Source organism: Pseudomonas sp. FSL L8-0168, from assembly GCF_037976155.1.
Classification (GTDB): Bacteria; Pseudomonadota; Gammaproteobacteria; order Pseudomonadales; family Pseudomonadaceae; genus Aquipseudomonas; species Aquipseudomonas paracarnis.
This window is the reverse complement of the sequence record NZ_CP150262.1, coordinates 2,844,229-2,860,858: the sequence shown is the minus strand read 5'-3', so window position 1 is coordinate 2,860,858 and position 16,630 is coordinate 2,844,229. Positions and strand designations below refer to the sequence as shown.

Annotated in this window: 18 protein-coding genes; 12 read left to right on the top strand and 6 right to left on the bottom strand. The window is 60.3% G+C overall.

All coding sequences use genetic code 11. The features are described 5' to 3' along the window. Window positions 1-77: 77 nt before the first annotated feature. The 3 genes from MHH62_RS12665 to MHH62_RS12655 form a co-directional block, all read right to left on the bottom strand. A complete protein-coding gene (locus MHH62_RS12665) occupies window positions 78-977 on the bottom strand; it encodes an acyltransferase (protein ID WP_014716856.1) in 900 nt (299 codons plus the stop codon). Then, entirely contained in the window at window positions 978-3,077 is a 2,100-nt protein-coding gene (pta, locus tag MHH62_RS12660; RefSeq protein WP_003188396.1) for a phosphate acetyltransferase, read from the bottom strand. It lies immediately after the preceding gene. A 79-nt stretch (window positions 3,078-3,156) separates the two neighbouring features. Continuing rightward, window positions 3,157-3,444, bottom strand: a complete 288-nt coding sequence (locus MHH62_RS12655) for a DUF3565 domain-containing protein (RefSeq protein ID WP_102666761.1) — start codon at window positions 3,442-3,444, stop codon at window positions 3,157-3,159. Between MHH62_RS12655 and MHH62_RS12650 the strand changes: the two genes are divergently transcribed. After that, window positions 3,443-3,928 carry a peptidylprolyl isomerase gene (locus tag MHH62_RS12650; protein ID WP_003188398.1) on the top strand — a complete coding sequence of 162 codons (486 nt, stop codon included), beginning with the start codon at window positions 3,443-3,445 and terminating at the stop codon, window positions 3,926-3,928. The two genes, MHH62_RS12655 and MHH62_RS12650, sit on opposite strands and share 2 nt — an antisense overlap. 277 nt (window positions 3,929-4,205) lie before the next feature. Here MHH62_RS12650 and rpsT read toward each other — a convergent pair whose 3' ends face one another. Continuing rightward, on the bottom strand, window positions 4,206-4,484 hold the full coding sequence (gene rpsT / locus MHH62_RS12645) for a 30S ribosomal protein S20 (protein ID WP_003188401.1): 279 nt from the start codon (window positions 4,482-4,484) through the stop codon (window positions 4,206-4,208). Between the two features lie 253 nt (window positions 4,485-4,737). On the opposite strand from rpsT, the gene murJ reads away from it, so the two are divergent. From murJ to ispH, 6 genes are all read left to right on the top strand, one after another. Continuing rightward, window positions 4,738-6,276, top strand: coding sequence for a murein biosynthesis integral membrane protein MurJ (gene murJ / locus MHH62_RS12640; protein ID WP_014716857.1), 1,539 nt, complete (start codon window positions 4,738-4,740; stop codon window positions 6,274-6,276). Window positions 6,277-6,395: 119 nt separating this feature from the next. Continuing rightward, a complete protein-coding gene (ribF, locus tag MHH62_RS12635) occupies window positions 6,396-7,334 on the top strand; it encodes a bifunctional riboflavin kinase/FAD synthetase (protein ID WP_003188404.1) in 939 nt (312 codons plus the stop codon). A 14-nt stretch (window positions 7,335-7,348) separates the two neighbouring features. Next, window positions 7,349-10,180, top strand: coding sequence for an isoleucine--tRNA ligase (ileS, locus tag MHH62_RS12630; protein WP_339233009.1), 2,832 nt, complete (start codon window positions 7,349-7,351; stop codon window positions 10,178-10,180). Continuing rightward, window positions 10,173-10,685 (top strand): signal peptidase II, encoded by a 513-nt coding sequence (gene lspA, locus MHH62_RS12625; RefSeq protein WP_014716859.1) that lies wholly within the window; start codon window positions 10,173-10,175, stop codon window positions 10,683-10,685. The genes ileS and lspA overlap by 8 nt, the downstream gene beginning before the upstream one ends. A gap of 7 nt (window positions 10,686-10,692) precedes the next feature. Continuing rightward, window positions 10,693-11,130 (top strand): peptidylprolyl isomerase, encoded by a 438-nt coding sequence (locus MHH62_RS12620; RefSeq protein WP_169855857.1) that lies wholly within the window; start codon window positions 10,693-10,695, stop codon window positions 11,128-11,130. Between the two features lie 181 nt (window positions 11,131-11,311). Next, window positions 11,312-12,259: a 4-hydroxy-3-methylbut-2-enyl diphosphate reductase gene (gene ispH, locus MHH62_RS12615; protein WP_003188409.1), complete on the top strand. Its 948-nt coding sequence runs from the start codon at window positions 11,312-11,314 to the stop codon at window positions 12,257-12,259. Here the strand turns inward: ispH and MHH62_RS12610 are convergent. Further along, window positions 12,213-12,794 (bottom strand): GspH/FimT family pseudopilin, encoded by a 582-nt coding sequence (locus tag MHH62_RS12610; RefSeq protein WP_103452011.1) that lies wholly within the window; start codon window positions 12,792-12,794, stop codon window positions 12,213-12,215. The genes ispH and MHH62_RS12610 overlap by 47 nt on opposite strands. A gap of 196 nt (window positions 12,795-12,990) precedes the next feature. On the opposite strand from MHH62_RS12610, the gene pilV reads away from it, so the two are divergent. The 5 genes from pilV to thiO are packed head-to-tail and all read left to right on the top strand — an operon-like array spanning window position 12,991 to window position 16,298. Next, window positions 12,991-13,473 (top strand): type IV pilus modification protein PilV, encoded by a 483-nt coding sequence (gene pilV / locus MHH62_RS12605; protein ID WP_038448835.1) that lies wholly within the window; start codon window positions 12,991-12,993, stop codon window positions 13,471-13,473. After that, entirely contained in the window at window positions 13,470-14,177 is a 708-nt protein-coding gene (locus MHH62_RS12600) for a prepilin-type N-terminal cleavage/methylation domain-containing protein (protein ID WP_060766626.1), read from the top strand. The genes pilV and MHH62_RS12600 overlap by 4 nt, the downstream gene beginning before the upstream one ends. 5 nt (window positions 14,178-14,182) lie before the next feature. After that, a complete protein-coding gene (locus tag MHH62_RS12595) occupies window positions 14,183-14,713 on the top strand; it encodes a PilX N-terminal domain-containing pilus assembly protein (protein ID WP_103452013.1) in 531 nt (176 codons plus the stop codon). Between the two features lie 11 nt (window positions 14,714-14,724). Next, window positions 14,725-15,129: a type IV pilin protein gene (locus tag MHH62_RS12590; protein ID WP_020302966.1), complete on the top strand. Its 405-nt coding sequence runs from the start codon at window positions 14,725-14,727 to the stop codon at window positions 15,127-15,129. A gap of 59 nt (window positions 15,130-15,188) precedes the next feature. Next, window positions 15,189-16,298, top strand: a complete 1,110-nt coding sequence (gene thiO, locus MHH62_RS12585; protein ID WP_339233008.1) for a glycine oxidase ThiO — start codon at window positions 15,189-15,191, stop codon at window positions 16,296-16,298. On the opposite strand, the gene MHH62_RS12580 is transcribed toward thiO, so the two are convergent. Continuing rightward, window positions 16,285-16,518 (bottom strand): PP0621 family protein, encoded by a 234-nt coding sequence (locus MHH62_RS12580; protein ID WP_014716865.1) that lies wholly within the window; start codon window positions 16,516-16,518, stop codon window positions 16,285-16,287. The genes thiO and MHH62_RS12580 overlap by 14 nt on opposite strands. Window positions 16,519-16,630 lie beyond the last annotated feature (112 nt).

Here is a 16,630-nt window from a genome sequence, read left to right as displayed (position 1 = left end):
CAGTTTATTGATCCTTAGCTGATCCACCGCTATCGCAGGCAAGCCAGCCCCCACATTAAATTGCATCCACATGTTGATCAGCGGCTGGCCGGAAAGTCTTTGTGCAGCTGTTCCAACAATGCATCCTTGTCTTGCCACAACTGGTTGATCCAGCCCTGGAACGCCAGTCGATATTCCCCATCCTGCTCATAATTCTTGCCGATGAATTCGGCCGGTATCTGCACCTCTTCAAAGTGCACCACCACGTCCTTCACGTTACCGCACAGCAAATCCCAATAACCTGGGCGCCCGGCGGGGTAGTGGATGGTCACATTGATCAGTGACTTGAGCTGCTCGCCCATGGCATCCAACACAAACGCAATGCCACCCGCCTTGGGTTTAAGCAGGTAGCGAAACGGTGACTGCTGCTGCGCATGCTTGCCCGGCGTAAAGCGTGTGCCTTCGGCAAAGTTGAAAATCCCCACGGGATTGTCGCGAAACTTCGCACAGGTCTTGCGCGTGGTTTCCAGGTCTTTGCCTTTCTTCTCCGGGTGCTTCTCCAAATAAGCCTTGCTGTAGCGCTTCATGAAGGGGAAGCCCAGCGCCCACCACGCCAGACCAATCACCGGTACCCAGATCAGCTCTTGCTTGAGGAAGAACTTCAGGGGGCGAATGCGCCGATTGAGCACGTACTGCAACACCATGATGTCGACCCAGCTCTGATGGTTGCTGGTCACCAGGTACGAGTGCTGGTAGTCCAGGCCCTCAAGGCCAGTCAGGTGCCAGCGCGTACGGCGCACCAGGTTCATCCAACCCTTGTTGTTGGTGACCCAGGCTTCATGGGTGTGGTTCATCAGCCATTCGCTCAGGCGCTTGGCGAACGGCAGCGCCTTGAACAGCGCCACGATAAACAGGAACGAACACAGCAGGATCGTGTTCAGCGCCAGCAACAGCGAAGCGATCACCCCGCGCACGGCGGCAGGTAGAAAATCCAGCATTTAGATATCCATGGGTCGGTTGGCGGCTTGGATCGCCGTCAGGGCGATGGTGTACACGATGTCGTCCACCTGGGCGCCTCGTGGCAGGTCATTGACCGGTTTGCGCAGGCCCTGGAGCATCGGCCCCAGGCTCACGCAATCGGCGCTGCGTTGTACGGCTTTGTGGGTAGTGTTGCCGGTGTTCAGGTCCGGGAATACAAAGACGGTGGCCTTGCCTGCCACCTGGCTGTTGGGCGCCAGTTGTCGGGCGACGTTTTCGTTGGCGGCGGCGTCGTATTGCAACGGGCCGTCGATCAGCAGCGAGCTTTGTTGTTCGTGGGCGAGCAGGGTGGCTTCGCGGACTTTTTCCACCTCCTCGCCGCTGGCCGAGTCACCGCTGGAATAGCTGATCATCGCCACCCGTGGCGTGATGCCGAACGCGGCCGCCGAGTCGGCGCTTTGCAGGGCGATTTCCGCCAGTTCCGCAGCGCTTGGGTGCGGGTTCATCACGCAGTCGCCGTACACCAGTACCTGCTCGGGGAACAGCATAAAGAACACCGACGACACCAAGGTGCAGCCCGGCGCGGTCTTGATCAGTTGCAGGGCAGGGCGAATGGTATTGGCGGTGGAGTGAATAACGCCGGAGACCAGGCCATCCACTTCGTCGAGAGCGAGCATCATGGTGGCGATCACCACGGTGTCTTCCAGTTGTTGCTCGGCCATGGGCGCGTTGAGGCTTTTGCTCTTGCGCAAGGCGACCATTGGCTCCACGTAGCGTTGGCGAATCAGGTCGGGGTCGAGAATCTCCAGGCCTTCGGGCAGGTCGATACCCTGGGCGCGGGCGACTGCCTCCACATCCGCAGGCTTGGCCAGCAGCACGCAACGGGCAATGCCGCGGGCCTGGCAGATTGCGGCGGCCTGTACGGTCAGCGGCTCGCTGCCTTCGGGCAACACGATGCGTTTGTTGGCGGCCTGGGCGCGTTGGATCAACTGGTAACGGAACACCGCCGGCGACAGGCGCATCTCCCGCGGCGTGCCGCAACGCTGGTGCAGCCAGCGCGCATCGAGGTGGCTGGCGACGAAGTCGGTGATGATTTCCGCACGCTCGCGGTCATCGATAGGGATTTCCTTGTTGAGGCTATTGAGCTGGTTGGCGGTGTCATAGGAGCCGGTGCTCACCGACAACACCGGCAACCCGGCCTGGAAGGCGCCCCGGCACAGATCCATGATGCGTGGGTCGGGCAGGGTGTCGCTGGTCAGCAGCAGCCCGGCCAGCGGCACGCCATTGATGGCGGCCAGGCTGACGGCGAGGATGATGTCATCGCGATCTCCCGGGGTCACCACCAACACGCCGGGTTTGAGCAGCTCGACGGTGTTACGCATGGTGCGTGCGCAAATGATGATCTTGGTCATGCGCCGGCTTTCGTAGTCGCCGGCATTGAGGATCTGCGCGCCCATCAGGTCGGCCACGTCGCGGGTGCGCGGGGCATTCAGCTCGGGTTGGTAGGGGATGCAGCCGAGCAGCCGGAAATCGCCGCTGCGCAACAGCGGCGAATGCTCTTTGAGGCGCGCCGAGAAGGCTTCCATGCTTTCGTCGGTGCGTACCTTGTTGAGGATTACGCCCAGCACTTTCGGGTCTTTGGGACCGCCAAACAGTTGGGCCTGCAATTCCACACGGCCGGAAAGCTCGGTGAGCACTTCATTTTCCGGCGCCGAGACCAGGATCACTTCGGCGTCCAGGCTCTTGGCCAGGTGCAGGTTGACCCGTGCCGCGTAGCTGGCGCTGCGGGTCGGCACCATGCCTTCGACGATCAGCACGTCTTTGCCTACGGCTGCCTGTTGGTAAAGGGTGATGATCTCTTCGAGCAGCTCATCGAGCTGGCCGTCGCCGAGCATGCGCTCCACGTGAGCCAGGCCCAGGGGCTGCGGCGGTTTCAGGCCGTGGGTGCGCGCCACCAGCTCGGTGGAGCGTTCCGGCCCGGTATCGCCAGGGTGTGGCTGGGCGATGGGTTTGAAAAAACCGACTTTCAGGCCGGCCCGTTCCAGGGTGCGCACCAGCCCAAGGCTGATGGAGGTCAGACCCACACCAAAATCGGTGGGCGCGATAAAAAAAGTCTGCATGCGAATTCTCTGGAGGTGCATGGCTTGGGTGGCGCTCTATGGGTGAGTGCCTACCGCGAATCAGGCGCCAAGGTTATCGTTATTCGTGCCCTTGCGCACACCAGCCGCACGCAAAGGCCTGGCCTATTTTTTCAAGGCGTTGCGCGGGGTCGAGCACCCAGGCGCGCGACTGCCAGGGCGGTTGGTGGCGCAGGTGCTGGGTGTGGCCGCAGGACAGCTCGGCCACCCAGTGGCCATCGTCGTCCTGATGAAAACCTGTGATCGTGACCGTTGATCGGCCCCGTCCGTCCGGGTTCCGTTCGCTTTCGGGCAAATCCTTGTTTAGACTTGTCCGTTCTTCATTCTTATGCAAAAGGTCTCGCCCCATGACGATCGCCGCTAACAAGGCTGTCTCCATCGACTATACCCTGACCAACGACGCTGGTGAGGTCATCGACAGCTCCGCCGGCGGCGCGCCGCTGGTTTACCTGCAAGGCGCAGGTAACATCATCCCGGGCCTGGAAAAGGCTCTGGAAGGCAAGAACGTCGGTGACGAACTGACCGTCGCCGTAGAACCTGAAGATGCCTACGGCGAATACTCCGCCGAACTGGTCAGCACCTTGAGCCGCAGCATGTTCGAAGGTGTTGATGAGCTGGAAGTGGGCATGCAGTTCCACGCTTCCGCGCCGGACGGCCAAATGCAGATCGTCACCATCCGCGACCTGGACGGCGACGACGTTACCGTTGACGGCAACCACCCTCTGGCTGGCCAGCGCCTGAACTTCCAAGTGAAGATCGTGGCCATCCGCGACGCTTCCCAGGAAGAAGTGGCTCACGGCCACGTCCACGGTGAAGGCGGTCATCACCATTGATTGTGGTTTGATCAATCGGTATCAAAAACGCCCCGACTGGTTCGGGGCGTTTTTTTGCCTTGAGAATATTCCCGGTCAACTTTCTGTAGGCGCGAGCTTGCTCGCGAAAAACCTGAGAACCCCTCGGGCGCCAGGCTTCCCGCGTCATCGTTAACGATCTTCGCGAGCAAGCTCGCTCCTACAGTTTTCAGGGGGCAAACAAAAATGCCCCGGACCTTTCGGTACGGGGCATTTCTTAACTGTTACGCAACCTGGGCTACGTGGCAGTTGTTACCACTTAGGCTGCAGCAGGAACGCTCAGAGCCTTGATGTGGCCATTCAGGCGGCTCTTATGGCGAGCGGCCTTGTTCTTGTGGATGATGCCTTTATCGGCCATACGGTCGATAACAGGCACAGCCAGAACGTAAGCTGCTTGAGCTTTTTCAGCGTCTTTGGTGTCGATGGCTTTGACTACATTCTTGATGTAGGTGCGAACCATGGAACGCAGGCTGGCGTTGTGGCTGCGACGCTTCTCAGCCTGTTTTGCACGTTTTTTGGCGGAAGGTGTGTTGGCCACCGTCGAGCTCCTCGAAAGACTTTTTAGGAAATAGCAAACAAAATAGGCCGCGAATCATGCCGATGACTTGACGGGTTGTCAAGGGCGGCTGATGCGAACTGCTGAGTGGTCGATCTGAAGAGGCGGGTGATTTATTTCCGGCGCTTGACCTGTAAACTCGCGAGCTTTGGCTCTGTGCTGTTGCAGGCGCGCAGTATCGCATAAGTGGGCGCGTAGTTCGCCTGCTCTTTATCTATAGGCGCAAACTCTTTCAATGAATCTGCTCAAATCGTTGGCTGCCGTCAGCTCTATCACGATGATTTCCAGGGTGTTGGGGTTCGTGCGTGACACCCTGCTGGCCCGCATCTTTGGCGCCAGCATGGCCACGGATGCGTTCTTTATTGCCTTTAAACTGCCCAACCTGTTGCGGCGGATCTTTGCCGAAGGCGCGTTTTCCCAGGCGTTCGTGCCGATTCTGGCCGAGTACAAGACCCAGCATGGCGAGGAGGCGACCCGTACGTTTATCGCCTACGTCTCAGGTTTGCTGACGCTGGTGCTGATGCTGGTAACCATCGTCGGGATGCTCGCCGCGCCCTGGGTGATCTGGGCCACGGCGCCCGGTTTTGCCAATACGCCGGAAAAGTTCGCGCTGACCACTGATCTGCTGCGGGTGACCTTTCCTTATATATTGCTGATTTCCCTGTCTTCGCTCGCCGGGGCGATCCTCAATACCTGGAATCGTTTCTCGGTACCGGCCTTTGTGCCGACCTTGCTGAACGTCAGCATGATTATTTTTGCGTTGTTCCTTACGCCGTATTTCGATCCGCCCGTCATGGCCCTGGGCTGGGCGGTCCTGGCCGGCGGCCTGGCACAGTTGCTGTACCAGCTGCCGCACCTGAAAAAAATCGGCATGCTTGTACTGCCGCGCTTGAACCTCAAGGATTCCGGCGTCTGGCGCGTGATGCGCAACATGCTGCCGGCGATCCTCGGGGTGTCGGTCAGTCAGATTTCCCTGATCATCAACACCGCGTTCGCCTCGTTGCTGGTATCCGGCTCGGTGTCGTGGATGTACTACGCCGACCGCCTGATGGAATTGCCATCCGGTGTGCTGGGCGTGGCGTTGGGCACCATCCTGCTGCCGACCCTGGCGCGTACCTACGCCAGCAAGGATCGCCAGGAATACTCACGCATACTCGATTGGGGCCTGCGCCTATGCTTTCTGCTGGTGTTGCCGTGCGCCCTGGCCCTGGGCATCCTCGCCGAACCGTTGACGGTCTCGCTGTTTCAATACGGGCAGTTCGACGCCCATGACGCCTTGATGACCCAGCATGCGCTGGTCGCCTACTCCGTCGGTCTGCTCGGCATTATCGTGATCAAAGTGCTGGCGCCCGGCTTCTACGCTCAGCAAAACATCCGTACCCCGGTGAAAATCGCGATTTTCACCCTGGTGGTTACGCAACTGCTCAACCTGGTGTTTATCGGCCCGCTGGCCCACGCCGGCCTGGCTTTGGCGATCAGCGCGGGGGCATGTATAAACGCAGGCCTGCTGTTTTACCAATTGCGTAAACAGCAGATGTATCAACCACAGCCCGGCTGGGGCGTGTTTGCGCTCAAGCTGCTGGTGGCGGTCGCCGCGATGTCGGTTGTGCTCTTTGCCCTGATGCACCTCATGCCGGCCTGGGACCAAGGTAATATGCTGGAGCGCTTCATGCGCCTGGGTGTATTGGTGGTGGCGGGCGTGGCGGTGTACTTCGGGATGTTGCTGTTGCAGGGTTTTCGCCTGCGTGATTTCAATCGCAAGTCGTTGGGATAGAGACTTTGCCGCGATAAAACGGTTGTTTTATCGATTCGACCCATTTGGCCTGCGCAGTTGCCTGTCGTCCGGGGCTGGGTGTGGTTATAATCGACCACTTTATGAGCAAGAAGCGCGTTATGCAGCTGGTTCGAGGTCTCCACAACCTGCGCCCCGAGCATCGGGGCTGCGTCGCCACTATTGGCAACTTTGACGGTGTTCACCGTGGCCACCAGGCTATCCTGGCTCGGCTGCGCGAGCGTGCGGTCGAGTTGGGCGTGCCCAGCTGCGTGGTGATTTTTGAGCCACAACCGCGGGAGTTCTTTACCCCCGAAACCGCGCCGGCCCGCTTGGCGCGCTTGCGGGACAAGCTGCAACTGTTGGCGGAGGAGGGCGTGGACCGTGTCCTCTGCCTGGCATTCAACCAGCGTTTGCGCAGCCTCAGCGCCGCCGAGTTCGTCGACCGCATCCTGGTGGACGGCTTGGGTGTACAGCACCTGGAGGTCGGCGACGACTTCCATTTCGGTTGTGACCGGGTCGGGGATTTCGATTTCCTGCAACATGCCGGCGTCAATCAGGGTTTCACTGTCGAAGCCGCGCAAACCGTCGAACTGGACGGCCTGCGCGTGAGCAGCACCCAGGTGCGTAACGCCCTGGCCGCCGCCGACTTCGACCTGGCCGAGCGTTTGCTCGGTCGCCCGTTCCGCATTGCCGGGCGGGTATTGCACGGCCAGAAGCTGGCGCGCCAATTGGGCACGCCAACCGCCAACGTGCAACTCAAGCGCCGTCGTGTGCCGCTGACCGGGGTTTACCTGGTAAGCGTCGACATCGACGGCCAATCGTGGCCAGGAGTTGCCAATATAGGCGTCAGGCCCACGGTTGCAGGTGATGGCAAGGCCCACCTGGAAGTTCACCTTTTGGATTTTGCCGGTGATTTATACGACCGGCGTTTGACGGTGGTTTTCCACCAGAAGCTGCGTGAAGAGCAGCGTTTCGCCTCCCTGGAGGCGTTGAAAACGGCGATCAATGCGGATGTCGCCGCCGCCCGTGCACTAGCCGCACCTAGCGCCCATCGCTAACCGAAGAGCCTTAAATGACCGACTATAAAGCCACGCTAAACCTTCCGGACACCGCCTTCCCAATGAAGGCCGGCCTGCCACAGCGCGAACCGCAGATCCTGCAGCGCTGGGACAGTATTGGCCTGTACGGAAAGTTGCGCGAAATTGGCAAGGATCGTCCGAAATTCGTCCTGCACGACGGCCCTCCTTATGCCAACGGCACGATTCATATCGGTCATGCGCTGAACAAGATTCTCAAGGACATGATCCTGCGCTCCAAAACCCTGTCGGGCTTTGACGCGCCGTACGTTCCGGGCTGGGACTGCCATGGCCTGCCGATCGAGCATAAAGTTGAAGTGACCTACGGCAAGAACCTGGGCGCGGACAAGACCCGCGAACTGTGCCGTGCCTACGCCACTGAGCAGATCGAAGGCCAGAAGTCCGAATTCATCCGCCTGGGCGTGCTGGGCGAGTGGGACAACCCCTACAAGACCATGAACTTCAAGAACGAGGCCGGTGAAATCCGCGCCTTGGCTGAAATCGTCAAGGGCGGTTTCGTGTTCAAGGGCCTCAAGCCCGTGAACTGGTGCTTCGACTGCGGTTCGGCCCTGGCCGAAGCGGAAGTGGAGTACGAAGACAAGAAGTCCTCGACCATCGACGTGGCCTTCCCGATCGCCGACGACGCCAAGCTGGCCGAGGCCTTTGGCCTGGCAAGCCTGAGCAAGCCAGCGGCCATCGTGATCTGGACCACTACCCCGTGGACCATCCCGGCCAACCAGGCGCTGAACGTGCACCCGGAATTCACCTACGCCCTGGTGGACGTCGGTGATCGCCTGCTGGTGCTGGCCGAAGAAATGGTCGAGTCGTGCCTGGCGCGTTACGAACTAAAAGGTTCGGTGATCGCCACCACCACTGGTTCTGCGCTGGAGCTGATCAACTTCCGTCACCCGTTCTATGACCGTCTGTCGCCGGTGTACCTGGCTGACTACGTCGAGTTGGGTTCGGGTACCGGCATTGTCCACTGCTCGCCTGCCTATGGGGTGGACGACTTCGTGATCTGCAAGAAGTACGGCATGGTCAACGATGACATCATCAACCCGGTGCAGAGCAATGGCGTCTACGTGCCTTCGCTCGAGTTCTTCGGTGGCCAGTTCATCTTCAAGGCTGACCAGCCGATCATCGAAAAGCTGCGTGAAGTCGGTGCGTTGATGCAAACCGCCACCATCCAGCACAGCTACATGCATTGCTGGCGTCACAAGACCCCGCTGATCTACCGCGCTACGGCGCAGTGGTTTATCGGCATGGACAAAGAGCCGACCAGCGGCGACACCCTGCGTGTACGCTCGCTCAAAGCCATCGAAGACACCAAGTTCGTCCCGGCCTGGGGCCAGGCGCGCCTGCACTCGATGATCGCCAACCGTCCTGACTGGTGCATCTCCCGCCAGCGTAACTGGGGCGTGCCGATCCCGTTTTTCCTGAACAAGGAAAGCGGTGAGCTGCACCCGCGCACCGTCGAGCTGATGGAAGTCGTGGCCCAGCGCGTTGAGCAGGAAGGCATCGAAGCCTGGTTCAAGCTGGACGCCGCCGAGTTGCTGGGCGATGAAGCGCCGCTGTACGACAAGATCAGCGACACCCTCGACGTGTGGTTCGATTCGGGCACCACTCACTGGCACGTGCTGCGCGGTTCGCACCCTATGGGCCACGAGACCGGCCCGCGTGCCGACCTGTACCTGGAAGGTTCGGACCAGCACCGTGGCTGGTTCCACTCGTCGCTGCTGACCGGTTGCGCCATCGACAACCACGCGCCGTACCGCGAGCTGCTGACCCACGGCTTCACCGTCGACGAGACGGGCCGCAAGATGTCCAAATCGCTGAAGAACGTGATCGAGCCGAAAAAGATCAACGATACGTTGGGCGCCGACATCATGCGTCTGTGGGTGGCTTCCACCGATTATTCGGGTGAAATCGCCGTGTCGGACCAGATCCTGGCCCGCAGCGCCGACGCCTACCGTCGTATCCGCAATACCGCGCGCTTCATGCTGTCGAACCTGACCGGTTTCAACCCGGCCACCGACCTGCTGCCGGCCGAAGACATGCTCGCGCTGGACCGTTGGGCCGTGGACCGTACCCTGTTGTTGCAGCGCGAGTTGCAGGAACACTACGGCGAATACCGCTTCTGGAACGTCTACTCCAAGATCCACAACTTCTGCGTGCAGGAGTTGGGCGGTTTCTACCTCGATATCATCAAGGACCGCCAGTACACCACCGGCGCCAACAGCAAGGCTCGCCGTTCGGCGCAGACCGCGCTGTACCACGTCAGCGAAGCGCTGGTGCGCTGGATCGCGCCGATCCTGGCGTTCACCGCCGACGAGCTGTGGGAATACCTGCCGGGCGAGCGTAACGAGTCGGTCATGCTCAACACCTGGTACGAAGGCCTGACCGAACTGCCGGCCGACTTCGAACTGGGCCGCGAGTACTGGGAAGGCGTCATGGCTGTCAAGGTTGCGGTGAACAAGGAGCTGGAAGTTCAGCGTGCGGCCAAGGCCGTGGGCGGCAACCTGCAAGCCGAAGTCACCTTGTTTGCCGAGGACGGCCTGAGTGCCGACCTGGCCAAGCTGAGCAACGAACTGCGCTTCGTACTGATCACCTCCACCGCGAGCCTGGCACCTTTCGCCCAGGCCCCGGCAGATGCCGTGGTCACCGAGGTGCCGGGCCTGAAGCTCAAGGTGGTGAAGTCGGCCTTCCCTAAATGCGCCCGTTGCTGGCACTGCCGTGAAGATGTCGGCGTGAACCCTGAGCACCCGGAAATCTGTGGTCGTTGTGTCGACAACATCAGCGGTGAAGGCGAGGTTCGTCACTATGCCTAATACAGCCAGTCGTTTCGGACGTCTGGGCTGGCTCGTACTGAGCCTGCTGGTGCTGGTCATTGACCAGGTCAGCAAGGCTCACTTCGAGGGCTCCCTGGAAATGTTCCAGCAAATCGTGGTGATCCCGGATTACTTCAGCTGGACCCTGGCCTATAACACGGGTGCCGCCTTCAGCTTCCTCGCTGATGGCGGTGGCTGGCAGCGCTGGCTGTTCGCGCTGATCGCCGTGGTGGTCAGTGCCGTGCTGGTGGTGTGGCTCAAGCGCCTGGGCCGCGACGACACCTGGCTGGCTATCGCGCTGGCCCTGGTGTTGGGCGGCGCGCTGGGTAACCTGTATGACCGCATCGCCCTGGGCCATGTGATCGACTTCATCCTGGTGCATTGGCAGAACCGCCACTACTTCCCGGCGTTCAACTTTGCCGACAGCGCCATCACCGTTGGTGCAATCATGCTGGCGCTGGATATGTTCAAGAGCAAGAAAACCGGAGAAACCGTCAATGACTGATCAGGTATTGGCTGAGCAACGCATCGGCCAGAACACGGAAGTCACTTTGCATTTCGCATTGCGCCTGGAAAATGGCGACACGGTCGACAGCACCTTCGACAAAGCCCCGGCGACCTTCAAGGTTGGCGACGGTAACCTGCTGCCTGGTTTTGAAGCGGCATTGTTCGGGTTCAAGGCGGGCGACAAGCGCAACCTGCAGATCCTGCCGGAAAACGCTTTCGGCCAACCCAACCCGCAAAACGTGCAGATCATCCCGCGTTCGCAGTTCGAAGGTATGGACCTGTCGGAAGGTTTGCTGGTGATCTTCAATGATGCGGCCAATACCGAATTGCCCGGTGTGGTTAAAGCCTTCGATGATGCGCAAGTGACCATCGATTTCAACCATCCGTTGGCCGGTAAAACCTTGACGTTTGATGTTGAAATCATCGACGTTAAAGCGCTCTAACTGACGAAACCGGTTCCTGTGGGGCTGGCTTGTGTGGGAGCTGGCTTGCCTGCGATAGCATCACCTAGGTGTATCTGATACATCGAGTCGTTTGCATCGCGGGCAAGCCCGCTCCCACAGATGCTTATTCTATAGAGCTGAGTTGATCCAATTTCTTGGCCTGCAAGGCACGAGGCACAGCATGCAAATCAAACTCGCCAACCCCCGTGGCTTCTGCGCTGGCGTGGACCGGGCGATCGAAATCGTCAACCGCGCCCTGGAGGTCTTCGGGCCGCCGATTTATGTGCGCCACGAAGTCGTGCATAACAAGTTCGTGGTCGAAGACCTGCGCGCACGCGGTGCGATCTTTGTCGAAGAACTCGATCAGGTACCCGACGACGTTATCGTCATCTTCAGTGCCCATGGCGTGTCCCAGGCCGTGCGTACCGAAGCGGCTGGCCGTGGCCTTAAAGTGTTCGATGCCACCTGCCCGCTGGTGACCAAGGTGCACATCGAGGTGGCCCGTTATAGCCGCGACGGTCGCGAATGCATCCTGATCGGCCATGCCGGTCACCCGGAGGTCGAAGGCACCATGGGCCAGTACGACGCCAGCAACGGCGGCGCCATCTACCTGGTGGAAGACGAAAAAGACGTTGCCAACTTGCAGGTACACAACCCTGATCGTCTGGCTTTCGTCACCCAGACCACCTTGTCCATGGACGATACCAGCCGCGTCATCGACGCCCTGCGCACGCGGTTTCCTGCTATTGGCGGCCCCCGCAAGGATGACATCTGCTACGCCACGCAAAACCGCCAGGATGCGGTCAAGCAACTGGCGGACGAATGCGATGTAGTGCTGGTGGTCGGCAGCCCTAACAGTTCCAACTCCAACCGCCTGCGCGAGCTGGCCGAGCGCATGGCCACACCGGCGTACCTGATCGACGGCGCCGAAGACATGCAGCGCAGCTGGTTCGACGGTGTCGAGCGTATCGGCATCACGGCGGGCGCCTCCGCTCCGGAAGTACTGGTGCGCGGTGTGATCCAACAGTTGCAAGCCTGGGGTGCCACCGGCGCCGATGAGCTGGCGGGCCGTGAAGAAAACATCACGTTCTCCATGCCCAAGGAACTGCGGGTCCGCTCGCTGCTCTGATGGCCAGGGTGCTGGAATAGCCTCGGCATAATGCCTGTTCGGTCTTGTCACTGCGCAGGCTGATGCGCCCGCTGGGGGCCAGCACGATCTGATACAGGCTCTGTGCCTGGTCCTTGTCACACACATGTACGGTGCCGGCACGAAATCCCCCGCCGGCAAACACCGGCTCCCCCAGGCCGCTGAAGCGCACCTGGCTCGTAACCGGGCCATTCCCGGCCACCGACACGCGCCCATTGCCCTCGCGCTCCAGCAATACTGGATTGTTGTCATCCAGGTGGCCGCGCCCACTCACATCCAGTATCACGCGCCATCCCAGGCTCCAGTCCTCGTCCTTTGCATGAATGACCACCGCCCGGTTGCGCGCGATGGCCTCGGTGCGTGCGTAGCGCAGCCCGGAGGCGAGTGCTTGGGCCGCGTTTTGTCGTTGTTGCGATTCAAGCAAGCCCTTGAAACCGGGTACGGCCAGTTGCGCGAGAAAACTGGTGACGATCAGCCCCAGCAGCATTTCAATCAGGGTGAATCCTTTTTGTTTCATGTGCGTTCCCTCCATGGGCACGAGTGGGTTTTCTAGGTATAGCGCTTGGTCCTTGGCGCTGGATGATGGCCTTTATGTCCAAAGTATTTCCCTTTGTTCCGGGAGCAGCGCCGCTCGAAAACCGACGCTAGTCTTGGGTCGCACAGCAGGCCTTGCCTGCTTTTTTCTCCGGCCTTCGACATGGATGACGACGCAAATGCCTGCCTGCCAGAACCGATTCCTGCGCGTTGCGCACTTGCGCCAATCCGGCATGACACTGGTCGAGGTGCTGGTCGCGCTGTTGATTTTGGCGATCGGCCTGATGGGCGCTGCGGTGCTGCAACTCAACGCGCTCAAGTACACCAACAGCGCCAGGATGACCAGCCAAGCCAGTTTTATTGCCTACGACATGCTCGACCGCATTCGCAGCAATGCTGGCGCCGATTACACATGGGGCCGGGCGGAGCTGGGGCCACCCAGCACTGCCACCGCCAGCGTACGTGACCTGGACCTGCACGATTTCGAAGCCAATATCATGGGTTTTGCCGGCGAGGATGCCAAAGGATCAGTGGTGGTGAACGGGCACGAGGTCACCATCAGCATCAGTTGGGCGGATGCTCGGGCAGCAAATCGCCCTGGGGCGCGGGAAACCTTCACCCTGACCAGTCGCATCAGCAATGAACAGGGAGTGTCGCAATGAAGCGTCTTGGGCGAGGTTTCAGCCTGGTGGAAGTGTTGCTGGCGCTCGCCATCGGGTTGGTCATGATACTGGGGGCAAGCCAGATACTGATCAGCTCGCGATTGACCCATGCCAGCCAGCAGGCCGCCATGGTGCTGCAGGATGATGCGCGCTTTGTGCTGAGCAAGATCACCCAGGATATTCGCCAGGCGGGCATGCTGGGGTGTTTGGCCGTGGCGGCTATCGACAATGCTCCGGTTGCCTTTGATCGGCCGATAAGCTGGGAAGCGGCAGGGAGTGCGAAGTCATTGACGCTGGTGACCGCGAATGTCGGCGATGGCGTCGGCAGGCCTGACTGGACAGTGTTGTCCGACTGCAAGGAGGCGGCCAGGGTTTATGCAGGCACGCCACCCGGCGCCGAGCCCGGCCAACTTCGCTTTGGCATACGCCAACTTACCTACACCTACGAATCGGGCCAGTTGAAGATCAGTACCCCGGCGGCGCCGGCCAGGGCGGTATTGATGGATAACGTAAGGGCGTTCGACGTCAGCTTCGGCATGGCAGCCACCTCGGCATCAACAGTTGTGGAGCGCTATGACAGCCATCCCGCCGATGAGTCGCTGATACGTAGCGTGCGCATCCTCATGACCCTTCAAGACCCCGCTGGGCGGGTGAAGGACCAGACCTACAGTGTCGTGGCGGCACTGCGAAATCGGCTGGGGTAGGGGCAATGATCATGCATGGCGGCATTCATGTACGGCAGACCGGGATGGTGCTGCTGATCAGTCTGGTGTTCCTGTTGGTGCTGTCGCAGGTGGGACTGTCATCAATACAGGCTGCGGTCTCCCAGCAAAAAGTCGCGAGCAGCCTGTGGCATCGCAATCAATCGCTTCAATCTGCCGAAAGCGGCCTGAGATTGGGGGAGTCGACCGTGCAAAAGGTTGGCCAGGCGATGCCTGTCTGCCACTCGATCATCCGTTGTGCGCCGCCTGCTGAAGCGTCTTCCTTGACGGCGGCCGGGACGAACCCGGTCTCGGCGGTCACCTGGCTCGCCTTGAAGGATGGGTTTTATGGCATTCAATCTCTTGGGGAAGGTGCAGGGCTTGCTCATTTACCCCCCCAAACCGTAGGCACACTTTTTCGTGTCACCTCGGTCGGGCTTGCGGGGCAAACGCGCACGGTGCTGGAGACGGTCTATGCACGGGTGGAGGAGGGCGGCCGCGTCAAGTTTCGACGGGTCTTATGGCGGCAACTTCAATAAGGAGCAATCGGATGGGCAAGGAGAGCCAGGGTTTTACCCTGATTGAGTTACTGATCGTCGTGGCGATCATCGCGTTGCTGGCCGGGATTGCGTATCCCGGGTACCTCAGCCAGGTGAAGAAGGTGTATCGGGCGCAGATCGTCGCGTTGTTGAGCGAACAGGCCCAGCACCTGGAGCGTTCTTATACGAGGAATGGCACTTTTATTGATGCAGGCGACGTCAGCGCGGGCAATGATCATTATAGAATCAGTGCCGTCCTCAACCCTCAGGATTTTGACCTGCTCGCCACTCCCGCTGCGGACTCGGTCATGGCGAACGACGCATGCGCAGCATTCAGCTTGACCAGCACCGGTATGCGCGGCAACCCGGGAGCAGGGCCTGAAATGTCGCCCAAGGTCTGCTGGGGGCAAGGATGAGCGTACTTGAAGCGTGGGCGCCGGGCGCGCCTTTCCCTGTTTATCGGCTGGATCAAATGATGGCTAAGCAACAGCAAGTGGTGATTGTCGGCGGCGGAGTAATCGGGCTGTTGACGGCGTACAACCTCGCCAGTGAGGGCCAGGCGGTCACGCTGCTGGAGCGCGGTGGGCTTGGGCAAGAGTCTTCCTGGGCGGGCGGTGGGATTGTCTCGCCGTTGTACCCGTGGCGCTATAGCCAGGCGGTCACTGCCTTGGCCCATTGGTCCCAGGATTTTTACCCGCAACTGGCGCAACGGCTGTTTGCAGCGACCGGCGTCGATCCAGAGGTACATACCACGGGGTTGTATTGGCTCGACCTGGATGACGAAGCGCAAGCACTGGCCTGGGCTGCCCGTGAAGGGAGACCGTTGAGCAAGGTGGACGTATCTGCGGCCCATGACGCGGTGCCGGTGTTGGGGGGCGGCTATTCTCAGGCGATCTACATGGCCGATGTGGCCAACGTACGCAACCCGCGCCTGGTCAAATCACTGAAGGCGGCCCTGCTGGCGTTGCCGAACGTGACGATTTGCGAGCAATGCGATGTGTCGGGTTTTGTGCTCGGCGACGGCAGGGTGGTGGGTGTGAATACCGCTACGGGCCAGGTTTTGGGGGATCAGGTGGTGCTCGCGGCCGGCGCCTGGAGCGGACAATTGTTGGGTACGCTGGGCTTGGGGCTACCCATGGAGCCGGTCAAAGGCCAAATGATCCTGTACAAATGCGCGTCCGACTTTTTATCCAGCATGGTCCTGGCCAAGGGGCGTTATGCGATTCCCCGGCGGGATGGGCACATCCTGATCGGCAGCACGTTGGAGCATGAAGGATTCGACAAGACGCCAACCGACACCGCGCTGGAAAGCCTCAAGGCGTCTGCGCTGGAACTGATTCCCGCCTTGGCGGACGCCGAGGTGGTCGGGCATTGGGCCGGTTTACGGCCTGGCTCCCCCGAAGGTATACCGTTTATCGGTGAGGTCCCTGGCTTCAAGGGGTTGTGGCTCAATTGCGGGCATTACCGCAATGGTCTGGTACTCGCACCGGCATCTTGCCAGTTGTTCACCGACTTGCTGCTGGCGCGGGCTCCGATCATCGATCCAGCGCCTTACGCCCCCGCAGGTCGCCTCAACGCTGAATAGACTTTGGCCCTTGTTCCAGATGCGCCTGGGTGCAGTACCATTCCTGGCGTGAACTCAGTGCGCGGTCCTGCGGCAGGTGCACGCCACAGTGGGCGCAACGCACCATCAGGGCCGCATCCGGTTCGGCAGGCCGTTGCTGATGGGAGGCATTTTTTTTGAATTTGCGCCAGAACCATACCGCGGCAGCAATGACGGCAATCCAGAACAGTAGACGAAGCATGATGGGCAGTTTCTCGACAAGGAATGCGCCAGTTTAGCCAAGGTGGTCACGGGCGCACAGGGCAATAAATACTCGCTCATAAAAAAGGGAGCTCCTTCAGAGCTCCCTTTTG